Origin of the sequence: Bacillus sp. WP8, from assembly GCF_000800825.1 — a bacterium.
In the GTDB taxonomy this organism is placed as follows: Bacteria; Bacillota; Bacilli; order Bacillales; family Bacillaceae; genus Bacillus; species Bacillus safensis.
The window spans coordinates 3639316-3664271 of sequence record NZ_CP010075.1; the positions used below are offsets into that span (position 1 = coordinate 3639316).

Annotated in this window: 24 protein-coding genes, 4 tRNA genes, 1 pseudogene and 1 other annotated feature (1 of these 30 running past the window's edge); of the genes and pseudogenes, 8 read left to right on the forward strand and 21 right to left on the reverse strand. The window is 41.9% G+C overall.

Annotated elements, in window-relative coordinates; translation table 11 throughout:
- Window positions 1-40 (reverse strand) — a binding site (T-box leader); it reaches 231 nt to the left of the window's first position.
- 192 nt (window positions 41-232) lie between these two features.
- Both QR42_RS18355 and QR42_RS18360 read left to right on the forward strand, forming a co-directional pair.
- Window positions 233-922 carry an ABC transporter permease subunit gene (locus tag QR42_RS18355; RefSeq protein ID WP_039182821.1) on the forward strand — a complete coding sequence of 230 codons (690 nt, stop codon included), beginning with the start codon at window positions 233-235 and terminating at the stop codon, window positions 920-922.
- Window positions 923-1804 carry an ABC transporter ATP-binding protein gene (locus QR42_RS18360; protein ID WP_039182824.1) on the forward strand — a complete coding sequence of 294 codons (882 nt, stop codon included), beginning with the start codon at window positions 923-925 and terminating at the stop codon, window positions 1802-1804.
- Window positions 1805-1880: 76 nt separating this feature from the next.
- On the opposite strand, the gene QR42_RS18365 is transcribed toward QR42_RS18360, so the two are convergent.
- The 13 genes and pseudogenes from QR42_RS18365 to QR42_RS18425 form a co-directional block, all read right to left on the reverse strand.
- Entirely contained in the window at window positions 1881-2189 is a 309-nt protein-coding gene (locus QR42_RS18365) for a hypothetical protein (protein ID WP_052196541.1), read from the reverse strand.
- A 21-nt stretch (window positions 2190-2210) separates the two neighbouring features.
- Window positions 2211-2437: pseudogene (locus tag QR42_RS18370) on the reverse strand (transposase-like zinc-binding domain-containing protein); the annotation flags it as partial.
- Window positions 2438-2500: 63 nt separating this feature from the next.
- A complete protein-coding gene (locus tag QR42_RS18375; protein WP_039182830.1) occupies window positions 2501-2965 on the reverse strand; it encodes a GNAT family N-acetyltransferase in 465 nt (154 codons plus the stop codon).
- Between the two features lie 68 nt (window positions 2966-3033).
- Complete coding sequence (locus QR42_RS18380) at window positions 3034-4224, reverse strand: S1C family serine protease (protein WP_442852936.1); 1191 nt, start codon at window positions 4222-4224, stop codon at window positions 3034-3036.
- A gap of 78 nt (window positions 4225-4302) precedes the next feature.
- Complete coding sequence (locus QR42_RS18385; protein WP_024424026.1) at window positions 4303-5097, reverse strand: MBL fold metallo-hydrolase; 795 nt, start codon at window positions 5095-5097, stop codon at window positions 4303-4305.
- A gap of 6 nt (window positions 5098-5103) precedes the next feature.
- Window positions 5104-5967, reverse strand: a complete 864-nt coding sequence (locus QR42_RS18390; RefSeq protein WP_039182836.1) for a two-component system regulatory protein YycI — start codon at window positions 5965-5967, stop codon at window positions 5104-5106.
- A complete protein-coding gene (gene yycH / locus QR42_RS18395; protein WP_039182839.1) occupies window positions 5954-7333 on the reverse strand; it encodes a two-component system activity regulator YycH in 1380 nt (459 codons plus the stop codon). Before yycH ends, QR42_RS18390 begins: the two co-directional genes overlap by 14 nt.
- Window positions 7323-9161 carry a cell wall metabolism sensor histidine kinase WalK gene (gene walK, locus QR42_RS18400; protein WP_024424029.1) on the reverse strand — a complete coding sequence of 613 codons (1839 nt, stop codon included), beginning with the start codon at window positions 9159-9161 and terminating at the stop codon, window positions 7323-7325. Before walK ends, yycH begins: the two co-directional genes overlap by 11 nt.
- Before the next feature lie 7 nt (window positions 9162-9168).
- Complete coding sequence (gene yycF / locus QR42_RS18405; protein WP_024424030.1) at window positions 9169-9876, reverse strand: response regulator YycF; 708 nt, start codon at window positions 9874-9876, stop codon at window positions 9169-9171.
- Window positions 9877-10223: 347 nt separating this feature from the next.
- Window positions 10224-10296: transfer RNA gene (locus tag QR42_RS18410), tRNA-Phe, on the reverse strand.
- 27 nt (window positions 10297-10323) lie between these two features.
- Window positions 10324-10400 (reverse strand) — tRNA-Asp (locus QR42_RS18415).
- Window positions 10401-10482: 82 nt separating this feature from the next.
- Window positions 10483-10554 (reverse strand) — tRNA-Glu (locus QR42_RS18420).
- A 6-nt stretch (window positions 10555-10560) separates the two neighbouring features.
- Window positions 10561-10636 (reverse strand) — tRNA-Lys (locus tag QR42_RS18425).
- A gap of 342 nt (window positions 10637-10978) precedes the next feature.
- Here QR42_RS18425 and QR42_RS18430 point away from each other — a divergent pair.
- Window positions 10979-11503: a peroxiredoxin family protein gene (locus tag QR42_RS18430; protein WP_024424031.1), complete on the forward strand. Its 525-nt coding sequence runs from the start codon at window positions 10979-10981 to the stop codon at window positions 11501-11503.
- 29 nt (window positions 11504-11532) lie between these two features.
- On the opposite strand, the gene QR42_RS18435 is transcribed toward QR42_RS18430, so the two are convergent.
- The 7 genes from QR42_RS18435 to QR42_RS18465 all read right to left on the reverse strand — a co-directional run bounded on the left by QR42_RS18435 (window position 11533) and on the right by QR42_RS18465 (window position 18595).
- On the reverse strand, window positions 11533-11742 hold the full coding sequence (locus QR42_RS18435) for a hypothetical protein (protein ID WP_039182844.1): 210 nt from the start codon (window positions 11740-11742) through the stop codon (window positions 11533-11535).
- Window positions 11743-11756: 14 nt separating this feature from the next.
- Entirely contained in the window at window positions 11757-12890 is a 1134-nt protein-coding gene (locus QR42_RS18440; protein ID WP_039182846.1) for a DUF418 domain-containing protein, read from the reverse strand.
- A 136-nt stretch (window positions 12891-13026) separates the two neighbouring features.
- Complete coding sequence (locus QR42_RS18445; RefSeq protein ID WP_024424032.1) at window positions 13027-14316, reverse strand: adenylosuccinate synthase; 1290 nt, start codon at window positions 14314-14316, stop codon at window positions 13027-13029.
- Between the two features lie 253 nt (window positions 14317-14569).
- A complete protein-coding gene (locus tag QR42_RS18450) occupies window positions 14570-14983 on the reverse strand; it encodes a VOC family protein (protein WP_039182849.1) in 414 nt (137 codons plus the stop codon).
- 129 nt (window positions 14984-15112) lie between these two features.
- Entirely contained in the window at window positions 15113-16477 is a 1365-nt protein-coding gene (gene dnaB / locus QR42_RS18455) for a replicative DNA helicase (RefSeq protein WP_024424034.1), read from the reverse strand.
- 220 nt (window positions 16478-16697) lie between these two features.
- Window positions 16698-17654: a DUF4885 family protein gene (locus tag QR42_RS18460; protein WP_039182852.1), complete on the reverse strand. Its 957-nt coding sequence runs from the start codon at window positions 17652-17654 to the stop codon at window positions 16698-16700.
- Window positions 17651-18595: a DUF4885 family protein gene (locus QR42_RS18465; RefSeq protein WP_052196542.1), complete on the reverse strand. Its 945-nt coding sequence runs from the start codon at window positions 18593-18595 to the stop codon at window positions 17651-17653. Before QR42_RS18465 ends, QR42_RS18460 begins: the two co-directional genes overlap by 4 nt.
- A gap of 110 nt (window positions 18596-18705) precedes the next feature.
- On the opposite strand from QR42_RS18465, the gene QR42_RS18470 reads away from it, so the two are divergent.
- Window positions 18706-19563 (forward strand): hypothetical protein, encoded by an 858-nt coding sequence (locus tag QR42_RS18470; RefSeq protein WP_039182854.1) that lies wholly within the window; start codon window positions 18706-18708, stop codon window positions 19561-19563.
- Window positions 19564-19679: 116 nt separating this feature from the next.
- Here the strand turns inward: QR42_RS18470 and QR42_RS18475 are convergent, their stop codons facing one another.
- Complete coding sequence (locus QR42_RS18475) at window positions 19680-19898, reverse strand: hypothetical protein (RefSeq protein ID WP_039182857.1); 219 nt, start codon at window positions 19896-19898, stop codon at window positions 19680-19682.
- Window positions 19899-20421: 523 nt separating this feature from the next.
- Here QR42_RS18475 and QR42_RS18480 point away from each other — a divergent pair.
- The 4 genes from QR42_RS18480 to QR42_RS18495 are packed head-to-tail and all read left to right on the forward strand — an operon-like array spanning window position 20422 to window position 24948.
- Window positions 20422-21306 (forward strand): alpha/beta hydrolase, encoded by an 885-nt coding sequence (locus QR42_RS18480; protein WP_039182862.1) that lies wholly within the window; start codon window positions 20422-20424, stop codon window positions 21304-21306.
- Window positions 21307-21310: 4 nt separating this feature from the next.
- Window positions 21311-22096, forward strand: coding sequence for a 2,3-dihydro-2,3-dihydroxybenzoate dehydrogenase (locus QR42_RS18485; RefSeq protein ID WP_039182864.1), 786 nt, complete (start codon window positions 21311-21313; stop codon window positions 22094-22096).
- 26 nt (window positions 22097-22122) lie between these two features.
- Window positions 22123-23304, forward strand: a complete 1182-nt coding sequence (gene dhbC, locus QR42_RS18490; RefSeq protein WP_039182867.1) for an isochorismate synthase DhbC — start codon at window positions 22123-22125, stop codon at window positions 23302-23304.
- A 24-nt stretch (window positions 23305-23328) separates the two neighbouring features.
- Window positions 23329-24948 (forward strand): (2,3-dihydroxybenzoyl)adenylate synthase, encoded by a 1620-nt coding sequence (locus QR42_RS18495; RefSeq protein ID WP_039182870.1) that lies wholly within the window; start codon window positions 23329-23331, stop codon window positions 24946-24948.
- Window positions 24949-24956: the final 8 nt, after the last annotated feature.

Consider the following 24956-nt stretch of genomic DNA (forward strand, 5'->3'; position numbering starts at 1 on the left):
AAAAATTGATGATTGTACTTTCTCTCGTCATTGCCTGTATAATTATCTTGAATTAAAGCTATCATACATGATGTTTTTTCATAAATCAAGATATTTTTCTGAACATTTTTAAAAATGAGTCAACTGGTGCTGGAAGAGTCTTCTTTTTATGAAATTTAAACAAATGTTAAAGAGCAAGATATGGTGTCTTTCTATTCTAGGGGTATAATAAAGGTGAAGGGAGGTACAGCGTGTGTGGACCATCTGTATGAATGAGTTTAAGCAGCTCTTCAAAAGCACAAAATCTATTTTAACAATTGTTATTATTTTCATTTTATCTACTTTTGTTTCAAGTCTTCCATTTATCGCTGCTCATCAGGAACAATGGGAACTGGCAAAGGATCCTTATTCTATTGGGAATGAACTGGTGATTTCTTTATTTGGTTTTTTCCTTATTTTTTTGTTGTCTCATGATATTTTAAGCCGCGAAATTCATTTGAAAACCATTCGTTTTCTCGTCAGTAAAACAACCCGTTTGAACATCATCATCGGGAAATATCTTGGACTGATGCTGTTTTGGCTTAGCTGTATTATGACGACATATGTCCTGAATATGGTGATCTCACACCGTTTTCTGTTCTCTGATGCGTTAAAAATCTTAACCTTTATCAGTGTCGGTATCTCATGTGCTTTATTTTTGTCCATGCTCTTTCCAACACCGCAGAAATCAATGTTTGTCGGCATGTTATTTTCCTTTCTTTTCCCAATCGTCAGTATGATTTCTGTTCTTTCTTCAGAACGAATGATTCATTGGTTCCAATATATGACGCCTTATTATTATGCGCGCTGGAGTGAACCGCTGACCTACGTCCTAATGAACACGGCATTGACCGTTATCTTACTCATTGGAACTGCACTGCTGTTTCAAAGGAGGGATGTGTAGATGCTTCATACAAAAGGGCTCACAAAAAAATATCGTACAAAAGTCGCAATAAATGATATTAATCTTGATGTCAATCAAGGCGATATCTTCGGACTCATTGGACCAAAGGGATCTGGTAAGACGACGTTTTTCAATATTATTACCGGAATCTCCCGCCCTACCTCTGGTACGTTTACAGTGATGAATAAGCCTTCGCTAAAAAAAGTGAGGCAGCATATCGGTGTTCTGCCTGAATATACGGATTTATATGAAGGTCTTACGGCTCTTGAGCATATTGCTTACTTATCAAAAATCACCGGAACACGCCAGAAAACGAGTGATTATGAAGAACTGCTAGAATTTGTCGGCTTACATCATGATCATCAGGAGAAGGTCGGTGCCTTCACACCTGGTATGAAAAAGCGGCTTGGAATGGCGCAGGCCATTGCCCATCAGCCGGAATTTATTTTACTCGACGAGCCTTTTGCCGATATTGATGCAGATTCGATTTTCCACATTCAGCGGGTCATTGAAGCATTAAAGGATGAAGGAAAAACCGTCTTTTTAACAGCTGACCGCCCAAGGTTCACCAATAGTATTTGTACCAAAACTGCATTCATTTCTGAAGGAAAATTAGTGTCCCCACATACTCATCCTCAAGAGAAAACCATCACATCCTCAAACATACGTGCAACCTTCAAGCATGCATGGATTGATGATGAGGTGAAACCTGTTCTCACGCAGTACCTACAAACTGTCGGAACAGATCTTGTGATCAGTGATGACGAGACCTCATTGTTAATTCGTTCAGAAGCTCAAGTTCCAGCGATCATTCGCGCTTTCGTGAAGTGTAAAGTCGATTTATACAGAGTCACGGCTCAGGATGCCATGATGTCCTCATAAAAAAGTACCGTACGCTTTCTGCACGGTACTTCTTCTTTTTTTATGGCTCTGTTTAGTGTTGATCATTAACACATATTTAGTAAAACTCGGATACATTTTTACAATGTTCCTCCAATTCAACTATTGTAAGTAACTGTGTTTTTGGATATTGGCTTGTGTTTTCTGCGGAATACGTTAAATGAACTAAGGCGAATTTTTTTAGTTCACTTATCCAATAAACTACATCGTCGTTATCTTCCCTTTTCGCAACTGCGATAGCCTTTTTTCCGTAGAGAATGTGATTTGGATGAACTTCTTTCTTTAATTCCGCATTTAAAAATTCCGACATAATATCATTGATTATCCACCAAGGTTCATCCATAAATTTTTCAAGAACACTTATCATATCATGAATCACTTCCCTAAAATACCGTTTCCGACCCTTATACTTTCCGAACCGACAACGTGTTCCGATGAACAATGAGGGCACTCGAATCCGTCCTTGAAGCGAGTTTCTCTCATTTCATTAATTAAATGACCACCAGGAGAGGAAGATGGCTCAACAAAGCGTTTCACCCATTGATAGACTTGTTCTTTTTGGGTGTGTGGTAATTTGTCGATATACTTTAACAAGTTACTAAACGCTTTACTCACCTTGTCTACCAACCCGAACTCTTGTACCTATATTGATTGTATCAGGAATTCAAAAAGTCTTTTTTATAAAGGTTTACTCATATAAATACTGGTTTCTGCAAATCCTGTTTTTTCGTACAGTGAACGGGCGATTTGATTGTGAGCAAAGACATGGAGCGAAAGTTTTTGCACACCTAATGACTTTGCCTGCTCCTCTAATGCAGCAATAGCCTGCTTTGCAAAGCCTTTTCCTCGATAAGCTTCAAACAAAATAAAGTTATAAATAAATCCTTCGTGCTGCGGGTGATTCGGGTCATAGCAAAGCCAAACCCAGCCAATCGCTTCATCTCCGTTTAAGAAATTCCACAGCTCATGATGCTCTGTCTGAAGTCCTTCTGGAAGAAGCCTGTCAAATTGTTCTTCTGCATTCGCAAGTGATTCTTCCTTTTCCCATGTCCCTGCGAGTACCTTTTCTTCCGCGTACCGCTGAATGGCCTTCTTTATCAATACATCGTAATCGGTTTGTGACATCCGTTGTAGTATAACCAATCGTACAACCCCCTTTTCTTCATCATATGTCAGTCATGCCAAAAAAACCAGTCCCTTACTGGAACTGGTTAGCTGCCATATCGGTCGGTTTGAGAAAGTTTAATCTCTGCTGATTTTTTCTTCCCGCTTCGGTAAAATTGCACTCTTACCTTATCGCCGACCTTCTTTTGATATAAGTATTTACGAAGATCTACGATATTCTGTACACTTTTGCCATCAAAGGAGGTCACGACATCCAGCTCTTTTAGTCCCGCTTTTCCTGCTGGAGATAACGGCTCAACACTCATGACAACAACCCCAGATGTGACCTTGGATGGCAGTTTCAATGTTTCCTGCCAGTGGTAACTCGCAATATCCGCTAATGATTTCATGCCGACGCCAAGATACGGACGCTTCACCTCTCCGTAGCGCTCTAAATCCTCTATGACAGGGATCACCAAATTCGCTGGAATGGACAGCCCGATTCCTTCTACCTCTGATTCAGCAATCTTCATTGAGTTGATGCCGATCACTTTTCCGTCCATATTGATCAAGGCACCACCGCTGTTTCCAGGATTGATGGCGGCGTCTGTTTGCAGTACTTCTGCATTCCAATCCGTTTGTCCGTCTCCATTTGAGTCGACAGGGATCGCTCGCTCCGTGCCCGAAATGACCCCTTGTGTGACAGAGCCTGCGAATTCAAGCCCTAATGGATTTCCAATGGCGATGACTGGCTCACCCGGCTTCACATGATCTGAGTTACCGAAGGCCGCCGTTTTCTTGATTTTATCACTTTTGACAGTGAGAACTGCTAAATCCATAAGCTGATCACTGCCGACAAGATTGGCACCAATTCTTGTCCCATCATGAAGGCTCACTTCAAGCTGGTTGGCGCCTTTGATGACGTGATGGTTTGTGACAATATAAAACGTGTCACCCTTTTTTTTATAGATCACACCTGACCCGCTGCCTGCTTCTCCGCCTTCCTCCCAAAAGCTCGACTTTTGGATATTAATGACGCCGACCACCGTATCTGACATATTAGACACCACTTTCGTGACAGCATCATTGACGTTTACATTCACAGTTTTTAAAGGGCCCTGAGATGTTTCTCCATCACCGTTCTGCTGCCATCCAAACAGACTGCCGCTCTGTCCAGATACATAGGGGAAAAAGAATCCCATTAAAAAAGCTCCTACCAATACACCGATCAAACCAGAAAGAAAATATCCTTTTCTGCTTCGTCTCGGCTTCCACTCTACATCGCGATAATCCACTATGTTTCCTTCCTTTCAGTGAATAGATGATGTATATAGTGTTGGTAAGAAGCTCTTATCTTAATCATACGATTGTAAAAATCATACGGCGCAAAGCGGGGTTGCTTTTTTCGGGTCCGTATCAAATAAATCAAAGCCGTCCCCAACAACAAAGCCCTTCATTTCAAGCGTCTGCTGGACCGCCATACGGGCTAAATCCTTCATGTTGTTGTCTTGACTCAAGTGAGCCAAATAAATGCGTGAGGTGGCATCTCCAATGACATCTGTCATCGCAAGAGCAGCATCTTCATTTGATACGTGTCCGACATCGCTCAGAATTCTACGCTTAATGCTCCATGGGTATCGGCCCATTTGCAGCATACCGACATCATGATTGCTCTCAAACACAAACGTATTGGCTGACTTAATAATGCCTTTCATGCGGTCACTCACATAGCCGGTATCCGTCATGAGCGCAAGTTTGCGCCCTCCATAATGGAATACGTAAAACATAGGCTCTGCCGCATCGTGTGAGACGCCAAATGACTCAACATCAAGGCCGCCAAAGGATTGAACGGTCTCCATATCAAAATGGAATTTCTGCTCTGTATCAATTTTTCCGATATGAGATTCCATCGCCTTCCATGTTTTCGCATTTGCATAGACAGGAAGCTTGTACTTTCTTGCCATGACACCAAGCCCTTTAATATGATCGGAGTGCTCGTGTGTCACAAAAATGCCGTCCAAGTCTTCAGGCTTGCGGTCGATTTGGCCAAGCAGCTCGACCATCTGTTTGCCGCTTAAACCAGCATCGACCAAAAAGGCATGCTCGTCTGTTTCTAAATAAAAAGCGTTCCCCGTACTTCCGCTCGCTAGTACACTGAACTGCAAGCTCATGTTCTCTCACTCCATTGAAGATTTGTCATCTTTCTCTATATGATCAAGTGTTGAGCCATCGATGGCATTGATCAAATATTCTTCCTCTGTCTTTTTCTTTGAACCTGCTGATACGCCTTCAAGCTCCACACGCCATACAGGAACCATGACTTGCGTGCTTGCCCCCGGGTATTGCGTATAGTAACCAAGCTCTACCTTTTTCACGGTCGTGTTTTGGCTCAGCATATTTTGCGTATATAAGTCCTTCACGGTTTCAAGTGCTGGGACAAGTGTTTCTTTTCTCACTTCATTAATCGACGTCACCATTGACTGCTGATAAGAAACAACTTCGTTTTGATCGTTGAGATCTAAGGTGATTTTACCGATGGTTTCGGTGTCATCCAGGCCTTCTTGGAAGATGTATTTCCCTTTATACGTTTGGAAAAAGACGATTTTCCCTGTCTCTTCATCTATATTCCACAGCTTATAATTCTTCCCATCCAGCAATCGCTGGTTCACAAGGTTCGTCGCCGCTGTTTTGATATCCTTTTTCGGCAAGGCAACTGGCTTATTGAAGGTCATTTCAAGCAGCGTGACAGGATCATCTTTATCTGTTTTCGAGAATGTGCTTTTCGCCTTTTGATCAGCTAATCCGTCGACATCCTTTTTTGTATATTGCTTCTTTTCAGCTGTAATGCGATATCCAATCTTAGCTTCATCTGATAGATTGCCATATTTGATCCCGTCTGCCTTCATTTCTTCCAGCGTATCCGTTTTTTCGATAATCGCAAAATGATCGGTTGACCGTTTTTCAAAGTATTGAAAACCTAGAAAGATATCGAGAACGAGAAAGGCTAGGATAAAGATCGTTTTGGTCTTATTCCACTCCATGATTCTCGCTCCCCTCTGTCAAAAGATCATTCGATAGAATCACGGTTTTGCCGTTATACTTCATACACCATACAGGCTCCAGCCAGACAAACATCCCTTGATCTTGATCTGATGCAGTTGAAACAGCTTGATATGCCGGGAAAATCTGTTCAATTTTCTCCAAGTCATCATATTTCGTCTGCTTGATGATCAAGTCCTTCAGCTCTGTCCCGTTCATCAGCTTGACCTGTTCACTTTGACTCGCTTTATTGCCAAGAATATAGTTTGGACGCTTGTAATTCAAAATGTCATCATTCGCCCATTGGACTTCAAGGGAGGTCATCCCAAATGGATGCTTTGTACTGTTCACAATCGGCAGACCGTCCATAAACATATTGAAGGACAGCTGCTGGTTGCTGTTGATGCCAAAGTATTGGTAGTCATCAGTAAAGCTTCCCGTATCATTGAAATATTTCACGCTTCGCTTGATCAAATCCCCCGTTTGGAAAACAGTGCTGGAATTGATATTGCGATGCTGATATTGAATGCGGTGGTCTTTTTGATTGGCTTCAAGGCGGCTTGTGCCATCTGTGTACACCGTCCGGTTTAAATTAGATTCCTCACCGACAAGACTCGGGTCCGTAAACAAAGCGTCTTTGAACTTGTTTGTCTTAATCGTTTCGATAAAGAACATTTTCGCTTCAAGCTGCTTTTGCTTTCTCGGAAGAAGGAAATCTCGTTTAGAATTCGTAGAGAATGTATAAAGATCATAGCGCGGCATCTCGTTTTGAGCGGCAGCGATACTGGCCATTAGATTACGGTAGTTGGCGGACTCAATTGTCAGCTCAAGCACCGTTTCCTTGCTGTATGAGACCAAGTAAACTTTCTTATTGGCCTTATCCTGCTGAGCGAACGGCACAATCATCCGATCAAACGAGTTGTATTCAATGGACTTGTTCGGCCATTTAAAGAGCGCCTGGAAAATATCAATCGGAATCGGATCATTGAATACAAGATCCAATGTCTTTCCTTGCCCTTCGCGTCCATAGAAGAAATTCTTAAATTTCTGCTCGGAATATTGATCCGACACATCATTAACCTCTTTGACATCCCAAAGGCTCACATCATTCCAAAAGTTTTGAAAGAGTTCCTTTTGATCTACTTTAAAATGCTCCCCATTTGAATGGATAAACATCTCGCGCGGCTTCACGACATCAATGAGACTTCTAGGCTCGTCGCTTGAAATCTTCTTCGTTTCCACGACCTGTGTGCCTGTATCTGCCTGATCCTGCATGACGGGCTGGAACATCCAGATATTCCACGTAAATACAAGACTGATCGCAATTAGGATTGTCAATATTATGGTTTTAAAGGTCTCACGCTTCATCCCAATCATCCTCTTGTTCTTCATTGTACGGAAGGGTAAAGGTCACCGTTGTCCCTTTTCCTTCAATGCTGTCAGCCCAAATATCTCCGCCATGAGCCTGAACCATTTCTTTTGCAATCGCAAGACCTAGGCCGGTTCCGCCAAGCTTTCTTGTTCTTGCTTTATCCACTCGATAAAAACGTTCAAAGATTTTATCCATATCCTTCTTCGGAATACCGATTCCTTCATCTTTCACGCTGAATAACACAAGGCCTTTCTCCTCATCCAGATCGACGGTAAACGTGATGTGTCCACCCTCTGGTGAGTATTTCATGGCATTGGAAATGATATTATCGAGCACCTGTGTAATTTTATCTTGATCGATTTCCACATATACTTCACGCTGCGGCAGGTTGCGGATAAAATCGACATGCTGCTCCTTCGTCATTTCAAAACGATCAATGACGAGCGAGATAAACCTGATAAAGTTCGTCCACTCACGGTTGAATTGATAATCCTTGCTGTCGAACTTAGACAGCTGCAGCAAGTCATTGACAAGCCGGATCATGCGCTCAGTTTCATTTTGCGTGACACTAAGGAATCTTGGGGCAAGCTCCTTATCACCAATCGCCCCTTCAGCCAGCGCCTCAAGGTAGCTTCGCATCGTCGTCAGCGGTGTGCGCAGCTCATGCGATACGTTCGCGACGAATTCACGACGTTCAGCATCAATTTTCTCCTGCTCTGTGACGTCATAAATGACTGCAATTAAGCCATCAATTTTCCCATGCTCTTTCTGAATAACGGAGAAATTAACACGTAATACAGACAGCTGGTCTTCGCGTTCAATTTCGATCAGCATGGAATCTTGATTTTCGACTAAATCTTCAAATGTATGAGTTTCCTCTAAGCCGAGCAAGGACGTAATCGGCATCTCAAGAGCTGTTTCACGTGAAACATTTAACAGCTCTAATGCGGGGCTGTTTAATAGAATAATTGCACCGTTTTGATTCGTTGCGATGACGCCGTCCGTCATATAGGCAATGACAGAAGAAAGCTTTTTCCGCTCACCCTCCGTCATCAGCTGAGCTTCCTCCAGCTCTCTCGTCAGATGGTTAAAGGTTGTCGCAAGCTGGCCAATCTCGTCATGCCCATACTTACGGACCTTCCTGGAGAAGTTCCCTTTGGCAAGCTCGATCGCTTGCTTTCTCATATCTGAAATAGGATGAGTGATCGTTCTGAAGATGAAGATACCAAGTAGAGCAGTCGTCCCAAGTGCAATCAGTGTACCAGTTGCCAAAATGGTGTTGATGGTTCGCATTTGGTTAAACACACTTTCCATTGAAGACACAACATAAATCACGCCAACGGTCTCTTGGTTCTCATTTTTCACGGCTGTCGCAGAAATACGCACCCTTTTATTTGATTCAGGGTCATAGAATTTTTTCTCATAGTCTTTGCCAACCGCGAAAATACGGCTAATGATTTGATCAGTGATTTTCTTGCCGGCAATCTCTTGGCTGCCATTATTGACAGAGGCAATGACCTCTCTGCTTTCGTCAATATAGCTGACTTCAGAGATTTCATTAGACTCATCTTTGTTGTTAAAATCGTTCAATATCTTTTGAGCATCCTCTTTTAATTCTGCCTTGCTTTTCGATGAATCTTGTTCTAGGTAATACGATAACGAGTAGATTCGCTGATTCAAGGAATTATCATATGAATTAATTAAGGACTGCTCTAGCTGCTTCACAAAGTACACGCCAATGATCTGCATGGCGACGATGATCAGCAGCACGTAAATCAAGGTCAATTTGAAGTGAATCGAGCGAAAAAAACCTACTTTACTCATAAGAATCTTAGTCCTGCTCTGGGTTTCTTAAATAGTAGCCGACGCCTCGTCTTGTCACGATCCAGCTCGGATGGCTAGGGTTGTCTTCAATCTTTTCACGAAGACGGCGGACTGTAACGTCTACTGTACGGACATCTCCGAAGTAATCGTAGCCCCATACGGTTTGCAGCAAGTGCTCACGTGTCATGACTTGTCCGATATGTTTCGCTAAGTAATGAAGCAGTTCGAACTCACGGTGCGTCAATTCAATCGTTTCCTCACGCTTAGACACCACATACGCATCTGGATAAATGACGAGTGATCCAACCTCAATATCATTTGATTCAGATTCTTCCTCTGTCTGCGGAGCAGCGGTTTGTCTTCTCAAATTCGCTTTCACACGGGCAAGCAGCTCACGCGTGCTGAAAGGCTTTGTCACATAATCATCTGCGCCAAGCTCAAGGCCGATGACTTTATCAATTTCAGAGTCTTTTGCTGTCAGCATGATAATGGGCATGTCGTATTTCTTTCTCACTTCACGGCATACTTCAACACCATCTTTATTCGGCAGCATAATGTCGAGCAGAATAATGTCCGGCTTAATTTCTTCTACCATTTCAAGGGCTTCGTTTCCATCATATGCACAATGAACCTCATAGCCCTCTTTCCTTAAATTAAATTCCAATATATCAGCAATCGGTTTTTCATCATCTACGACAAGAATCTTTTTTTCCATTGTGATTTCCTCCTGCATTTTTAGCATCTATGTCATTCCATTTTGCATATATCATTACGCCTTTTCCGTTTACGAAAAAAAGGCTCACTGTCTATTATAACGTTTTACGAGGCAAAGATAAAAATAATAACGGCTTTCTTTTCTAGTAAACGTTGGATAGAAAGATGCCAGTCAAAAAAATTGATGACTTTTTCCTTTTTTATTGAAACTTTTCCAATCATCAGCCGTCTATATAGATGTAACGTCTTCTTCTTATGGAGCCGGGCCCTACCTAGGTCCGGCTTCTCCCTTTTTATGCCTTCTTTTCATAATAAAAACGCACCTGCGATTGCAGATGCGTTTGGAAGTGGCTCGGGACGGAATCGAACCGCCGACACACGGATTTTCAGTCCGTTGCTCTACCAACTGAGCTACCGAGCCATCATCAAAAAGATGAATATGTATAAATGGCGGTCCGGACGGGACTCGAACCCGCGACCTCCTGCGTGACAGGCAGGCATTCTAACCAACTGAACTACCGGACCTCAGTAACTTGCCCGAAAAAGCAATCGTGGTGCTCCTTCAAGCAAGTGAGGAAAAAATTAGCTTAACGCTAAAGTAAATCAATGACCCGTACGGGATTCGAACCCGTGTTACCGCCGTGAAAGGGCGGTGTCTTAACCGCTTGACCAACGGGCCAATACATGGTGAGCCATGAAGGACTCGAACCTTCGACCCTCTGATTAAAAGTCAGATGCTCTACCAACTGAGCTAATGGCTCTCGGTTTGTGAAAAGTAAATCTGAAGAAGTTGTATTGCGTCAAACCAATCGCTTTAAAAAAGCTGGAACATCGCATCCTAACAAGTTTCAGAGACCTTTGCAACAACGAGATTTATAATATCATAGAATAATTACATATGGCAATACGTTTTTCGACATTTTTTTAAAAAAAGTGTCGGATATCAAATCTCCTTTCAAAGGCTCCACTTCTGCAACCGCCTTCATTTTACACGTCTTTTCGAATGATCTCTGCCTATTCAAACACATAGACACGTTTCAGGCCGCTCAAAAATGGCTATACATGAAACAAGTGACATTGTCATTGAAAAAGGAGGAAGCAGTATGAGTTCATTCAAATTAGGAGATAAAATGCCCAACTTTTCACTTCCAACAATACAGGGCGATCACATTGATTTCGACAAACATTTAGAGGAGCATCAAAGCTGGCACCTGATCGTTTTCTTTAGAGGATCTTGGTGTCCGGTATGTGTAGAAGAATTAAAAGAGCTCGAACAGCAGCAGTCATATTTTCAGGACAAGGATATTCACTTGATGGCGATTTCAACCGATAACCCTGATGACTTGAAGGCATTTGCGGATAAAGAGGGACTGTCCTTCCCGATCATGTATGACCATGACCTCACGTCATTAAAAGCATATGAAGTCCACTATCACGGGGAAGATGCCCCATATGAAGACCACGGGGTGCATGGTGAACCCGCCTATTTCTTATTAAATGAAAAAGGGCAAGTGCTCTATCAGCAAAGACAAACAAGTCCGTTTGGCAGACCGCATGCCAACGAATTACGCAAAATCATTCAGTACATCCGTAAAAACTTAAAAGGCCAATATAAAAGCCTGAAGTAAGAAAAAAGCCCTCGTGATGAGGGCTTTTTTTATGAATGTTTTTTGTTAAATAACCAGTCGGCGGAGAAAAAAACAAGGAGTCCCGCCATTAAAATGACAAAAGTAACCGGTGGCCTGTCACCTTGGAAATACGCGTACAACGCATGCCCTCCTAATGCGAGAAGATAAAAGACAAATGCCGGCACAGCCGCTTGATGTGCATTCGCTTGTTCTTTTTTCGTCATTTTTTTAAAAAACATATTGTCTATCCCCTTTATGATGCTTTTTTCATCGTCACCCTGCGAAGTGCCCGTGAACGGATATATTCCATTGGTCCAATTCTCCAAACCTTTAGGCAAACTGCTGAAATCGCGATTTGCAGAAGGGAAATTAACAGCCATGCCAATACAATAAGGGGCGCATTGATTTGACCGCCAAGACCCAATCCCCAACTATAAAAAAGAATGGAGCAGATGACATTTTGCAGGATGTAGCAGCTAAGCGCCATTTTCCCTACATATTCAAACCAATTCCACATGAACCATGACTCCGTGCGTGCGAGGAGCTTCGCAATGACAGCTATATAGAAAATAGAGAGGAATGGTGAAAAGGCGTAGCGCACCGCAAATTCTACTAGATCGTTTGGAACGAAGACTAGTGCATTCAGCGGCAGACCAACCCACAGTCCGATTCGGAACAATATTTTCCGGAGAGATTGTCCGCGTTCATTTGCATAAAATACACCGGCTCTCATCATCCGCACACCTAATAAAAATAGAAATGTGTTCATTGGAATGATAAAGATCGCTTCTTCTCGGTACATGAAAAAGTATTGTAACCGTTCTTGAACCTGCGAGATCCATGTCTCTGGCAGCTGCTCTTCTAATGCCGGTTCACCGCCTTGATCATCGGCCGCTGACTCCATTTCAGAGAGGGAATACACCATCAAACATGACATAACGAGTAGATGAATTACACCTGAGACCATCATGCCCTTTTTGATACGCCTGCTGCCTCCCCGTACAATGTAAGCCACAAGCAGCCCAGTAACGGCATAACTCATAAGCACATCATATTCCATTACGAGCGCAAAATGGACAAAGCCTTCGATGAATAAAAATAAAAGAATCCATAAATAAGTGCCCGGCCAAGGCGTGTTTTTCCTTTTTGCCTGCTGGTATTTCAGCTCCAATCCAACACCAAACATGATCGTGAGCAGCGAGAGCATTTTTCCATAAACGAACATGGAGACAAGGCTTTCGAGAAAACTGCCATTTTCATATTCATCCGCAATCTGATCTGTCGCAAAGGTATCTCCTGCATACGCAAAAAACCAGACGTTCGTTCCCAATGTGCCAAGTATAGCAAAACCTCGTAAAATATCTAATAATCGTATTCTTTCTTTCACTAGAACGCTCCTTCCCTCTATACAGTTATCATATTTTGGTAATGATCGGAAGTCCGTTCTACTGAAATTAAGGAATATTTAAACAAAAAAACACCAGTAAAATGCGAGATTTTACTGGTGTCTCATCAATCTATTCTTATGGACGGTACACGCTGCGGACAACGTTCGTTTGTGAACGATCTGGTCCGACTGAGAAAATGGAAAGTGGAATACCTGTTAATTGTGAAATGCGTTCTAAATAATGGCGGGCATTTGCAGGCAGTTCACTTAAGTTCTTCACACCTGTAATATCCTCTGTCCATCCAGGCATTTCTTCGTAGACAGGCTCACATTTCGCTAATTCATTTAGGCTTGCTGGGAATTCCTCTGTGATTTCTCCGTTCAATTTATAAGCAACACAGATTTTCAACTTTTCAATCCCTGTTAGTACATCAATTGAGTTAAGAGATAAATCTGTAATTCCGCTCACACGGCGTGCATGACGGACAACAACGCTGTCAAACCAACCGACACGGCGCGGGCGTCCAGTTGTCGTACCGTATTCACGGCCAACCTCACGAATTTGATCGCCAATTTCATCATGGAGTTCTGTCGGGAATGGGCCATCTCCAACACGTGTTGTGTATGCTTTTGACACACCGACCACATGTTGAATTTTCGTTGGTCCTACACCAGAACCAATCGTCACTCCTCCAGCTACTGGGTTAGATGACGTCACAAATGGGTATGTCCCTTGATCGATATCAAGCATGACCCCTTGTGCTCCTTCAAATAGCACGCGGCGGCCTTCATCTAGTGCATCATTCAGAACAACAGATGTGTCTACGACATATTTTTTCACTTGCTGGCCATATTCATAATACTCGTCTAAAATATCTTCAATCTTGAAGCCTTCTGTGTCGTACATTTTCTCTAAAAGACGATTTTTCTCTTCTAGATTACGTGCAAGCTTCTCTTCAAATACTTCACGATCTAATAGATCTGCGACACGGATACCGACGCGAGCTGCTTTGTCCATATAAGCTGGTCCGATTCCTTTTTTCGTCGTTCCGATCTTGTTAGCCCCTTTCCGCTCTTCTTCTACCTCGTCCAATTTTAAATGGTAAGGCAGAATAACATGGGCTCTATTGCTGATTCTGAGGTTATCTGTACTCACATTCCGTTCGTGAAGATACGCAAGCTCAGTGACCAACGCTTTAGGATCAACCACCATTCCATTACCGATGACACAAGTTTTCTCTTTATAAAAAATACCGGATGGAATGAGGTGTAGCTTATAAGTCACTCCATCAAATTTGATCGTGTGACCTGCATTGTTTCCCCCTTGATAACGGGCAATCACCTCTGCATTTTCTGAAAGGAAATCGGTAATTTTCCCTTTCCCTTCGTCACCCCACTGCGTACCTACTACGACTACTGAAGACATATCGTGCACCTCCGTTAACCTTTCAAAACGTTATCTCTTTCAAACACATTTATTTTATCAATGCACACCGAAAAAGTCAACGCGAAATCCGAACATTAATATCTCGAAATCAAATTTTGTTCGCTTTAAATATAAAGAAAAGCGCTTTAATCACTTCTTTAGCGCTTGGAAATGGAGATTTTGAGAAAAAACAACTTTTTATCGTGTCCACTGTTCATCAACATAAAAAAGACCCCACCAATAGGAGTCTTTTTTAAACCGGTGTAATACCATCTGTATTCATCAGCACAACCCGGTACCCATCTGGGTCTTCAATGGTTGCTCCTCCCCGGTCCCAGTATGGATTCGTTGAGATGACATGCCGTCCGCCAAATGAAATCAATCTCTCCTTCATTTGCTGAAATTCCTCTTCATCCGGAATATAGAAAACAAGCAGCTGTTCTGGATGCGGGACGGGCAGACTTTCTTCTTCTTCATGTTTGGTGATTTCTAAATGAACATGCTGGTGAGGCAGCCCGAGCATCACACCATCGTACCCTTCATGCTGATCAAATGAGCCTATTCGTTTGAGCCCTAAGCCTTCTTCATAAAAGGAAACAACCTCTTTCATGTTGACGGTTGGGCGTGCGATACGTAATTGAGCGGCTTCAAACTGTTGAAATTTCATCAGTCTTCACTCCTTTTCTCCTTTTAGTATACGCGCTCTCTTTTTCTCTCTCCTCCTCATATTGACTGTTTTTTCAATCATTCTTTCGATGTAGATAATCAAAAAAAGCCCAGCTTCTTGAGCTGGGCTTTAAGCACCGGGCGGAACACCCGCATCATCAAATCTTCTTTCCAGGTTGACGAATTTGTTATATTCTTTGACGAACGCCAGTGATACTGTACCAACTGGACCGTTACGCTGTTTGGCAATAATGATTTCGATAATGTTCTTATTCTCTGATTCTTTGTCATAGTAATCATCACGATAAAGGAATGCCACGATATCGGCATCCTGCTCAATACTTCCTGATTCACGAATATCAGACATCATCGGACGTTTGTCCTGACGCTGCTCAACCCCACGTGAAAGCTGAGACAAGGCAATAACCGGAACTTCAAGTTCCCTTGCCAGCGATTTTAATGCCCTAGAGATTTCAGAAACCTCCTGCTGACGGTTATCGCTTGATCGTCCGCTTCCTTGAATGAGCTGCAAGTAGTCAATCAGGATCATGCCAAGACCATTTTCTTGCTTCAAGCGGCGGCATTTCGAGCGAATTTCACTTACTCGGATTCCAGGTGTATCGTCAATGAAAATCCCGCTGTTTGACAACGAGCCCATCGCCATTGTCAGCTTGCCCCAGTCCTCTTCTGTCAGATTACCGGTTCTTAAGTTCTGTGCATTGATATTCCCCTCTGCACACAGCATACGCATAACGAGCTGCTCCGCACCCATCTCTAAACTAAAGATGGCGACACTTTCGTCCGTTTTGGTCGCGACATTTTGGGCAATGTTCAATGCGAAGGCGGTTTTCCCTACTGATGGACGAGCCGCTACAATGATTAAATCATTTCGCTGGAATCCAGCTGTCATCCGGTCAAGCTCAGAGAAACCCGTTGGAATCCCTGTGATATCGCCTTTGCGGTTATGAAGCTGTTCAATATTATCGTATGTTTGAACAAGAACGTCCTTAATGTTTTGAAAGGCTCCTGAGTTTTTACGCTGAGCCACTTCCATGATGGTCTTTTCAGCATCACTCAACAGGTCTTCTACTTCATCCTCACGCGTGTACCCATCCTGTGCAATGGTTGTCGCCGTACGGATCAGACGTCTTAAAATGGATTTCTCTTCTACAATTTTTGCATAGTATTCAATGTTTGCGGCAGTTGGGACCGAGTTCGCAATATCGGTTAAATATGAAATCCCGCCTACCTCTTCTAGTAAATCTGTATTGGCAAGCTCAGATGTCACCGTGACAAGATCGACCGGTTCTCCTCTATCGCCAAGTATAAGCATCGCATTGTAAATCTTTTGATGCGACATTCTATAGAAATCCTCTGGAATTAATACCTCAGAAGCGAGCGTTAGCGCAGATGGTTCTAAAAAAACAGCACCTAATACGGCCTGCTCGGCTTCTATATTTTGCGGCGGCAGCCGGTCATCGAGAAGTTCCGTCATGCCAAGCACCGTCCTTTCATAAAAAAATACGCTACTCATCATTTTAACATTTTCATCAATAAAAAAGTGAAAAACATCGACTATAGTCAAAATTACCATGAGGATGTTTCGTTGAACAGCAAAACAACGCACTTCAATAGAAAAGACTCTGTAACATAAATTGTTATAGAGTCCTTTATTAACGGTATCTAGTTTTGTACCTGTTGTCGTCCACGTTTTGTTAATCTATTGTTCTCTTAATCCCATAATTCTCTTTTTGTCCAATGTCTTGTAAAGAGCCATTTTGATAACCAATAGATAGCACCAAATCGGGAATAGAATCAAACCCATCTTTGGCTAGATCAAAGAGCTGTGCACCATAATGTGATGCGGCAATGCGTGCATTTTCAGCTGTGTATGGATTTTTTAGGAGTTCTTCTTTGTATAGATCAAAAATATTCGCTCCGTTATCCGTTACAAATTGACCGTTTATAATGCTTAAATCTTTTAAATTGTAGCCTGTCACCGTTTTGATTTGATTGACAAGATGGAATTTTGCTAGAGAATCCGGTGTGAATTGAGTAGAATCATCATTTCTGCTTTTCATAATATGGAAAAATAATTCTCTTGTATTGTTAGTTGTATTTAATAGGTCTTCTATCTGTTTCATCAGCGATTCGTCTGTTGATCCACTCACCACTAATTTGAAATTATTTGGATCAATGGTAAAAGTTAAATTCGTGTTTTTAGGAATGGTTATACCGTTTTTAGAGAATAAATCTTGTAATTGTTCGTTCACTTTTTGACGATTGAGTATTTTCTTTTCTACACTTTCTTGTGTAGGATCGTACCGTTTTTCATTACGGAAGATGGCGTCATTAAAGTCATATTGACCTCCTTTTCCAGAATTAGCCCAGCCAATCTCCATAGTATAAGCAGCTTCTCTCTCTACTTTAGTTAGATCACTCCTGAAATAAGGAGAGCGTGGATTTCGATACTTATCGTGTATATGACTATGAGGATTTTTGAAACGTTTATTTTGTTCATTTATTTTTTGGTATTTTTCATCTAGTATTTTCATCCGTCTATCAGCTTCGGTCATCACCTCATTTGTACTTTTAATAGCTGAATGGCTATTGAAGTCCGGAAGGTTCTGCTTATTTAGAACGGCTGTCGTGTTAGATGTATTTATCTTCACTTTGATACTCCGTAATTCACCTTTTGTCCAATGTCATATAATGAGCCATTTTGGTAACCAATAGATAACACCAAATCGGGAATAGAATCAAACCCATTTTTGGCTAGATCAAAGAGCTGTGCACCATAATGTGATGCAGCAATGCGTGCATTTTCAGCTGTGTATGGATTTTTCAGGAGTTCTTCTTTGTATAGATCAAAAATATTCGTTCCTTTATCCGTTACAAATTGACCGTTTACAATGCTTAAATCTTTTAAATTGTAGCCTGTCACCGTTTTGATTTGATTAACAAGGTGGAACTTTGCCAGAGAATCAGGTGTGAATTGAGTAGAATCATCATTTCTGCTTTTCATAATATGGAAAAATAATTCTCTTGTATTGTTATTTGTATTTAATAGGTCTTCTATCTGTTTCATCAGCGATTCGTCTGTTGATCCACTCACCACTAATTTGAAATTATTTGGATCAATGGTAAAAGTTAAATTTGTGTTTTTAGGAATGGTTATACCGTTTTTAGAGAATAAATCTTGTAATTGTTCGTTGACCTTTTGACGATTGAGTATTTTCTTTTCTACACTTTCTTGCGTAGGATCGTACCGCTTTTCATTACGGAAGGCGGCATCATTAGAATTATAATGCCCTCCTGTTCCACTATTAGCCCATCCAATTTCAATAGAGTAAGCCGCCTCTCTTTCCGGTTTGGTTAAATCATTTCTGAAATAAGGGGAGTTTGGATTTCGATACTTATCAAATATATGGCCATGAGGATCTTTGAAACGTTTATTTTGTTCATTTATTTTTTGATATTTTTCATCTAGTATTTTCATTCGTCTATCAGCTTCGGTCATCACCTCATTTGTACTTTTAATAGCTGATTGACCTTTATCGTCTATTCGGTTCTGATTGTTTGAAGGTATCGTATATGACGTATTAATATTCATTTTGATTCTCCTTTTTTAAAAAAATTAGTGATTATTAAATATATCGGCAATTAAGTTAAAATTTGTTAGTTTTGATCCGATATAGTAATTATTACAAGGAGGGTTAAAATATGACAAATACTATTTTCAAACGTTTTTTATTACCTGCATTATTGTTAGTGCTTATTACTAGTTTTTTTTCGCCTCATTCAGCAGAAGCAGCGATTACGGGGAATAACAGTCCTAACACAGCAAGCTCAATGGGATATTGGAAATATAGTCGTCCAGATACGACAATCTTACCTGAAGGTGAAAATGAAGCGTATTATCAGTTCACGATCAATAAGGGTGAAAGGGTTTATGTACGAAGTTCATATGATAAGCAATATACGGGGATGAAAATCGAGGTGTACAATTCGAAATATTCTGATGGGAGATCTAGAGTCATTAACCCTGATTCAATTACACCCTTTATTTTTGCTAATACTGATGAAGTTACTTCAACTTCAGAAACTTACTTTGTGAAAGTGACCCGTGGTACATATACAGGGAATATGTACTTTACTGTTTCTATCCAAGATCGTATTAAATCTGGAAATGGGACATTCAATTTTACGGGGACTGCTACCAATTTGGGGAATTCTTCTTTAAATTTTTTAGGAGTTGATTCTTCTATCATTACAATGGATTTAACGAACAATTCTTCTATCCCTAAAAATGCAATCGTTAAATCGATTTCAACAACTAGTACCCAATCGCCTAATCAAGGAAATGTCACACACAAACTGATGGCTGATATAAACAAAATTTGGAACGAATCTATTTTTTCATCTGCAACAAGTGGTTCTTACCGTATTTCTCTGGATGATCAATTAAAAGTCGCGCAAAAATGGAGCTTTAAGTACAACGCAAAGGCTACAGCGAGATCTACTATGAGCAATGTCAAAGCCGATATTCGTTACGAATATGATGTCACAGATGGATTTTAATTGAATGGTGTTTGCAGAAAAAAAGTAAGGGGACATCCCTTACTTTTTTAATTGCCGCATTTTTGATGCTATATGATCTTTTGCCACTTAAAACAGCACCGTCCTTTCATAAGAAATTATTGGGGTTTTTGCTTGAGGGCGTGTTGAAAGAGGAGGACGGTGATCATATCGGTGGCCCGCTGGTATAAATCCCATTGTTCATAGGCCGCAAATGACATCCGTATTTCATGTAATGACTGTTTCATTTCATGATATTCTTCCACTGTAAACGTATTTGTCAGTTTGAGCTGATTTTCATGCAGTTTTAGCCTCAGCTTTCCTAATGAAGTTTTCATTCTGCCCACATTCCCTTCGATCTTGTCTTCCTTAGAAAATTGTATATGAATTTACGTATAATATTGAATAAGTTGTGAGATATGATCACCAGCTTTTCGAAAAATTCTCCTCTTTTTTCCTAAAAATACAAGAAGGTCTATAGACTTATTTTTCCTCAAAATGATTTCAAGAAGAAAAACCTATATATATTCCTGAATCAAACAGAAGAAAATGGTAAATATCCCGAGACGGTCAAGGTCTTTTGGCATTTCTCCTCTTTTTAAATGACTCAGTCCGGCATTCCCTATTTCCATTCATTTGGTAGTTATTTAGTCCTTTATTTTCATAATATTTAGATTAAATGATCAACTACACGACTTAATGAACATTTGACTTCATAATTGATAACCATTATCATTTGATTTGCTTGCGTGATAATTGAGAATCATTTTCATTTCAATTCTATTACTACACTCATCCTATATCCGCAAGCCTGCTTTTATCATCGTATGAGAGTCATTTTGAGGAAGGGGATTTTTACACATGTCCAAACGCCCTGAAGGAATGGGTACTGAGGATTCACTTTTCGGAGAAAGCCGGCCTTTTTTTATACCGGGGACGGAGCAACTGGATATCACAGCACACCCATACAGACTTTTTATATTTAAACCGAATACTACTCCTCCAGCGGCTGGTTTTCCAGTCATGTACGTGCTTGATGGGAATTCACTTTTTGGCACAATGGTCGAAGCACTTCGTTTACAGTCGAGAAGACCTGAAAAAACAGGTGTCGTACCTGCCATCATTGTTGGAATTGGCTATCAGACAGAAGCACCCTATCATCCGCTCAGGCATTATGATCTCACTCTAACCGGCCCTGATGCTTCCATTGGTGGCAAAAGACAGGACTTCTCCAACCATACATATGGCGGCGCCTCTGCGTTCTTTTCTTTTTTAGAAAAGATTGTAAAGCCTTATATCGAGCAGCGCTTTCCGATCAACCAGAGTCGTCAAACACTGTTTGGGCATTCTCTTGGTGGTCTTTTTGTATTACACACACTATTTGAGCACCCTGATGCTTATCAGACATATATTGCGGGCAGTCCTTCTATCCACTGGAACAAAGATTTATTTCTAGAAAAAGAACACCAATTCACCAATCATATACGTCAGATGTCTATGGATGCCAGGCTGCTTGTAGGTGTAGGTGAATTAGAAAAACATCATCCATGTCAAATGAATGATCATGCACATGCACTAGCAAATCGGATGCTGCCTTTATCTTCATATGGCTTGCATACGACCTATCACGAGTTCCCTGAAGAAGGACATACGTCCGTTTTACCAGTGCTAATGAATTACGCTTTTCGTTTTGCACTCTATCATGATGATCCTTTCACAACCACAGACATGAAGGAAAGGCAGTGAAAACATGAAACATAGTGGTCTATCTCAAAAAATTGCCCTTATTACAGGCGCAGGACAAGGTATTGGACAAGCAGTCGCTAAAAGACTAGCCGAGGAAGGTGCGATTATTGCAGCAGTTGACGCAAATGAAAAGCAGCTGCAAAGCACCGTCCAGCAAATGAATGATGATGGCATACGCGCCTTTGCCTATCCAGGGGACATCACCGATCAAGCTTCTGTTCAGCACATTGTCGATCAAATTGAAAAGCAGCTTGGACCCATTTATTTACTGGTCAATGTAGCAGGCATTCTTCGAATCAGTTCTATTGACCAGCTTAGTGCAGATGACTGGCAACAAACTTTCGCAGTCAACACACATGGTGTCTTTTACGTATCTCAAGCTGTCTCCAAATACATGATGAAAAGATCAGAAGGGGTCATTGTGACTGTCAGCTCTAACGCAGGTGCCATTCCTAGAATGAATATGGCTGCCTATGCCGCTTCAAAAGCAGCAGCTACTTCCTTTACAAAAACGCTTGGATTAGAGCTGGCAGCCTACGGGATCAGATGCAACGTCGTCTCTCCCGGCTCTACCGCAACACCTATGCAATGGGCTTTATGGGCTGATGAACAAGGAGAAAATCAGGTGATTAAAGGCTCATTAGAGACGTATAAAACCGGTATTCCTTTACAAAAAATCGCTGATCCTCAAAACATCGCTGATGCAGTCATTTTCTTTGCATCTGAGCAATCCAATCATATTACGATGCAGAATCTCACAATTGATGGTGGCGCAACACTCGGAATCTAGCATTTCAATCAAAAGGAGGCCTTTTCATGAAACATTCATTATTGTCGTCAGAAGAAAAAGTACAGTTGCTTCAAGACTATCAGCCAGGCGCTTTTTTCCTTGCTTCCCCTAAACGCACGATACTTGCCGAAGGGATATTCCAGCATATTGAAACCAATCAACTAAATGAACTATCCACAAAGGTAGCGCATGTATTTGACGCTGCCAAACAAGCTGGTATTCAAGCACCGATTGTGGCTGGTGCTGTCCCATTTGATCCGGCGCAGCCCGTTCGTTTAAATGTTCCAGTCCATGTACAGTTTAGTGATCCACTCGAATTTCAACAAGGTGATGAGGAGTCAGAAGCGGTATCGCCATCCTATGAGGTGACACCTGTCCCTGCTCCAGATGTCTACATGGAAGGTGTGAACGAAGGATTAGCTAAAATTGAGAACGGAGAGCTTAGCAAAATCGTACTCTCTCGATCTCTCCATCTCAAAGCAAATCGAGATATTCATACGAAAACAATACTCGAACGACTGGCTCGTCATAATACGACTGGCTATACGTTTGCTGCAAATATAGCTGACCCGAAGGCTTCCCAAAAGCGCACACTTCTTGGGGCAAGCCCTGAGCTGCTACTTTCAAAAACTGGTTCATCTGTGATTTCCAATCCACTCGCTGGTTCTCGGCCCCGCAGTTCAGATCCAGTAGAAGACAAGCGCCGTCACGATGAACTCCTTACTTCAGCGAAGGATTTACACGAGCATGCAGTGGTTGTCGAAGCTGTCACTAAAGCGCTTGCTCCTTACTGTCATACACTAGATGTGCCTGCATCACCCTCCGTCATACAAACAGAAACGATGTGGCATTTATCTACTGTCGTAAAAGGTGAATTAGCAGATCCAAATGTGTCCTCAATTGATATAGCGCTGAGCCTTCATCCAACACCTGCAGTATGCGGAACACCTACAGCAGATGCACGTGAAGCCATTCAGGCAATCGAACCCTTCGATCGAGGATTTTTCACAGGAATGATCGGCTGGGCAGATGAAAATGGTGATGGTGATTGGATTGTCACCATTCGTTGTGCAGAAGCTGAGGGTCACTCCCTTCGCCTTTTTGCTGGTGCAGGAGTGGTCAAAGGGTCAAAGGCAGAAGAAGAGCTAGCTGAAACATCTGCAAAATTCAACACAATGCTTCATGCGATGGGCATCCATCAGCTATAAAAATTCTTAGGAGATGACAAAAACATGTTTGTTCAACCACCTACATGGCCAGAAGAATTTGCAAAACGCTACCGTGAAAACGGCTGTTGGCGTGGGGAAACCTTTGGCGGTATGCTTCGTGCACGCGCCGCATCGTTAGGAAATAAAACAGCGATTACATACGCTGATACGCATATGAGCTACCAAGAACTTGATGAGCGCGTCAGCAGTCTTGCCGCCGGTTTTCATCAGCTTGGCATTCAAAAAGGAAGTCGAGTTGTCGTGCAGCTTCCTAACATTCCTGCTTTTTTTGAGGTCATTTTCGCTTTATTTCGAATCGGTGCTTTACCCGTCTTCTCTCTGCCATCTCATAGAAGCAGTGAAATCACTTATTTTATTGAGTTTGCCGAAGCAGACGCATATGTCATACCAGATATCGATGGCGGCTTTGATTATCGAACACTCGCACGTCAAGTGAAAGAAAAGCTTCCCTCATTACCTCATGTCATTGTTGCAGGGGAAGCTGAGGAATTCCTTGGCTTAGATGATCTGCGCAAGGACCCAGCACTTGATCCCCAAATTCATGTAGAGGCAAGCGATATTGCATTTCTTCAGTTATCTGGAGGCAGCACAGGCCTTTCTAAGCTTATCCCTCGCACGCATGATGACTATATTTATAGTCTTTGGAAAAGCAATGAGGTGTGCGAGCTCACACAAGAAAGTGTGTATCTAGCTGCACTTCCAGTTGCACACAACTATCCATTAAGCTCGCCTGGAGTCCTTGGGACGTTATACGCAGGCGGAAGAGTCGTTCTTGCACCTGGATCAAGCCCTGATGTCGTCTTTCCAATCATTGAAAAAGAACGGGCGACCATTACCGCTGTCGTTCCACCTATCGCATTGATTTGGCTAGAGGCCGCTCCTCATCGATCAGATGACTTATCGAGTCTTGAAGTCTTACAAGTCGGCGGTGCTAAATTCAGTGCTGAGGCAGCAAAACGAGTGATGCCTGCCCTTGGATGTAAGTTACAACAAGTTTTTGGTATGGCAGAAGGTCTGGTCAACTATACCAGATTAGATGATCCTGAACATGTCATTATTCATACACAAGGACGCCCGATGTCTGAATATGATGAGGTACTAGTGGTAGATGATGAGGACAAGCCCGTCCCGCATGAAGTGGCTGGACATCTTTTAACAAGAGGACCTTATACGATTCGTGGCTACTATAAAGCCGATGAACAAAACAAAAAAGCATTTACACCCGATGGCTTTTACAGAACAGGTGACATCGTGCGATTAACCAAAGAAGGAAATGTTGTTGTAGAAGGCAGAGACAAGGATCAAATCAATCGTGGCGGCGAAAAGGTTGCCGCTGAAGAAGTTGAGAACCATTTACTTGCGCATGCTGACATTCATGATGCCGCCATGGTATCCATGCCGGATCCATTTCTTGGCGAACGCTCATGTGCCTTTGTCATTGCAAAAGGAGACAACAAACCAGCACCGCACGTCTTAAAATCATTTCTAAGAGAACGCGGACTCGCAGCCTATAAAATTCCTGACCGCATTGAATGGATCGATGCGTTCCCACAAACAGGTGTAGGCAAAGTCAGTAAAAAAGCATTAAGAGAACTAGCTGCAACCCATACTGCCAACGTATAAAAAGAGGA

Excerpts from the sequence above, each read along its gene's own strand:
- QR42_RS18495 (WP_039182870.1), top strand. The coding sequence starts at position 23,329 with ATGTTTGTTCAACCACCTACATGGCCAGAAGAATTTGCAAAACGCTAC.
- QR42_RS18360 (WP_039182824.1), top strand. The coding sequence starts at position 923 with ATGCTTCATACAAAAGGGCTCACAAAAAAATATCGTACAAAAGTCGCA.
- QR42_RS18465 (WP_052196542.1), bottom strand. The coding sequence starts at position 18,595 with ATGAATATTAATACGTCATATACGATACCTTCAAACAATCAGAACCGA.
- QR42_RS18485 (WP_039182864.1), top strand. The coding sequence starts at position 21,311 with ATGAAACATAGTGGTCTATCTCAAAAAATTGCCCTTATTACAGGCGCA.
- QR42_RS18435 (WP_039182844.1), bottom strand. The coding sequence starts at position 11,742 with ATGTTTTTTAAAAAAATGACGAAAAAAGAACAAGCGAATGCACATCAA.
- dnaB (WP_024424034.1), bottom strand. The coding sequence starts at position 16,477 with ATGACGGAACTTCTCGATGACCGGCTGCCGCCGCAAAATATAGAAGCC.
- dhbC (WP_039182867.1), top strand. The coding sequence starts at position 22,123 with ATGAAACATTCATTATTGTCGTCAGAAGAAAAAGTACAGTTGCTTCAA.
- walK (WP_024424029.1), bottom strand. The coding sequence starts at position 9,161 with ATGAGTAAAGTAGGTTTTTTTCGCTCGATTCACTTCAAATTGACCTTG.
- yycH (WP_039182839.1), bottom strand. The coding sequence starts at position 7,333 with ATGAAGCGTGAGACCTTTAAAACCATAATATTGACAATCCTAATTGCG.
- QR42_RS18445 (WP_024424032.1), bottom strand. The coding sequence starts at position 14,316 with ATGTCTTCAGTAGTCGTAGTAGGTACGCAGTGGGGTGACGAAGGGAAA.
- QR42_RS18480 (WP_039182862.1), top strand. The coding sequence starts at position 20,422 with ATGTCCAAACGCCCTGAAGGAATGGGTACTGAGGATTCACTTTTCGGA.
- QR42_RS18385 (WP_024424026.1), bottom strand. The coding sequence starts at position 5,097 with ATGAGCTTGCAGTTCAGTGTACTAGCGAGCGGAAGTACGGGGAACGCT.
- QR42_RS18450 (WP_039182849.1), bottom strand. The coding sequence starts at position 14,983 with ATGAAATTTCAACAGTTTGAAGCCGCTCAATTACGTATCGCACGCCCA.
- QR42_RS18470 (WP_039182854.1), top strand. The coding sequence starts at position 18,706 with ATGACAAATACTATTTTCAAACGTTTTTTATTACCTGCATTATTGTTA.
- QR42_RS18430 (WP_024424031.1), top strand. The coding sequence starts at position 10,979 with ATGAGTTCATTCAAATTAGGAGATAAAATGCCCAACTTTTCACTTCCA.
- yycF (WP_024424030.1), bottom strand. The coding sequence starts at position 9,876 with ATGGAAAAAAAGATTCTTGTCGTAGATGATGAAAAACCGATTGCTGAT.
- QR42_RS18390 (WP_039182836.1), bottom strand. The coding sequence starts at position 5,967 with ATGGAGTGGAATAAGACCAAAACGATCTTTATCCTAGCCTTTCTCGTT.
- QR42_RS18365 (WP_052196541.1), bottom strand. The coding sequence starts at position 2,189 with ATGATAAGTGTTCTTGAAAAATTTATGGATGAACCTTGGTGGATAATC.
- QR42_RS18475 (WP_039182857.1), bottom strand. The coding sequence starts at position 19,898 with ATGAAAACTTCATTAGGAAAGCTGAGGCTAAAACTGCATGAAAATCAG.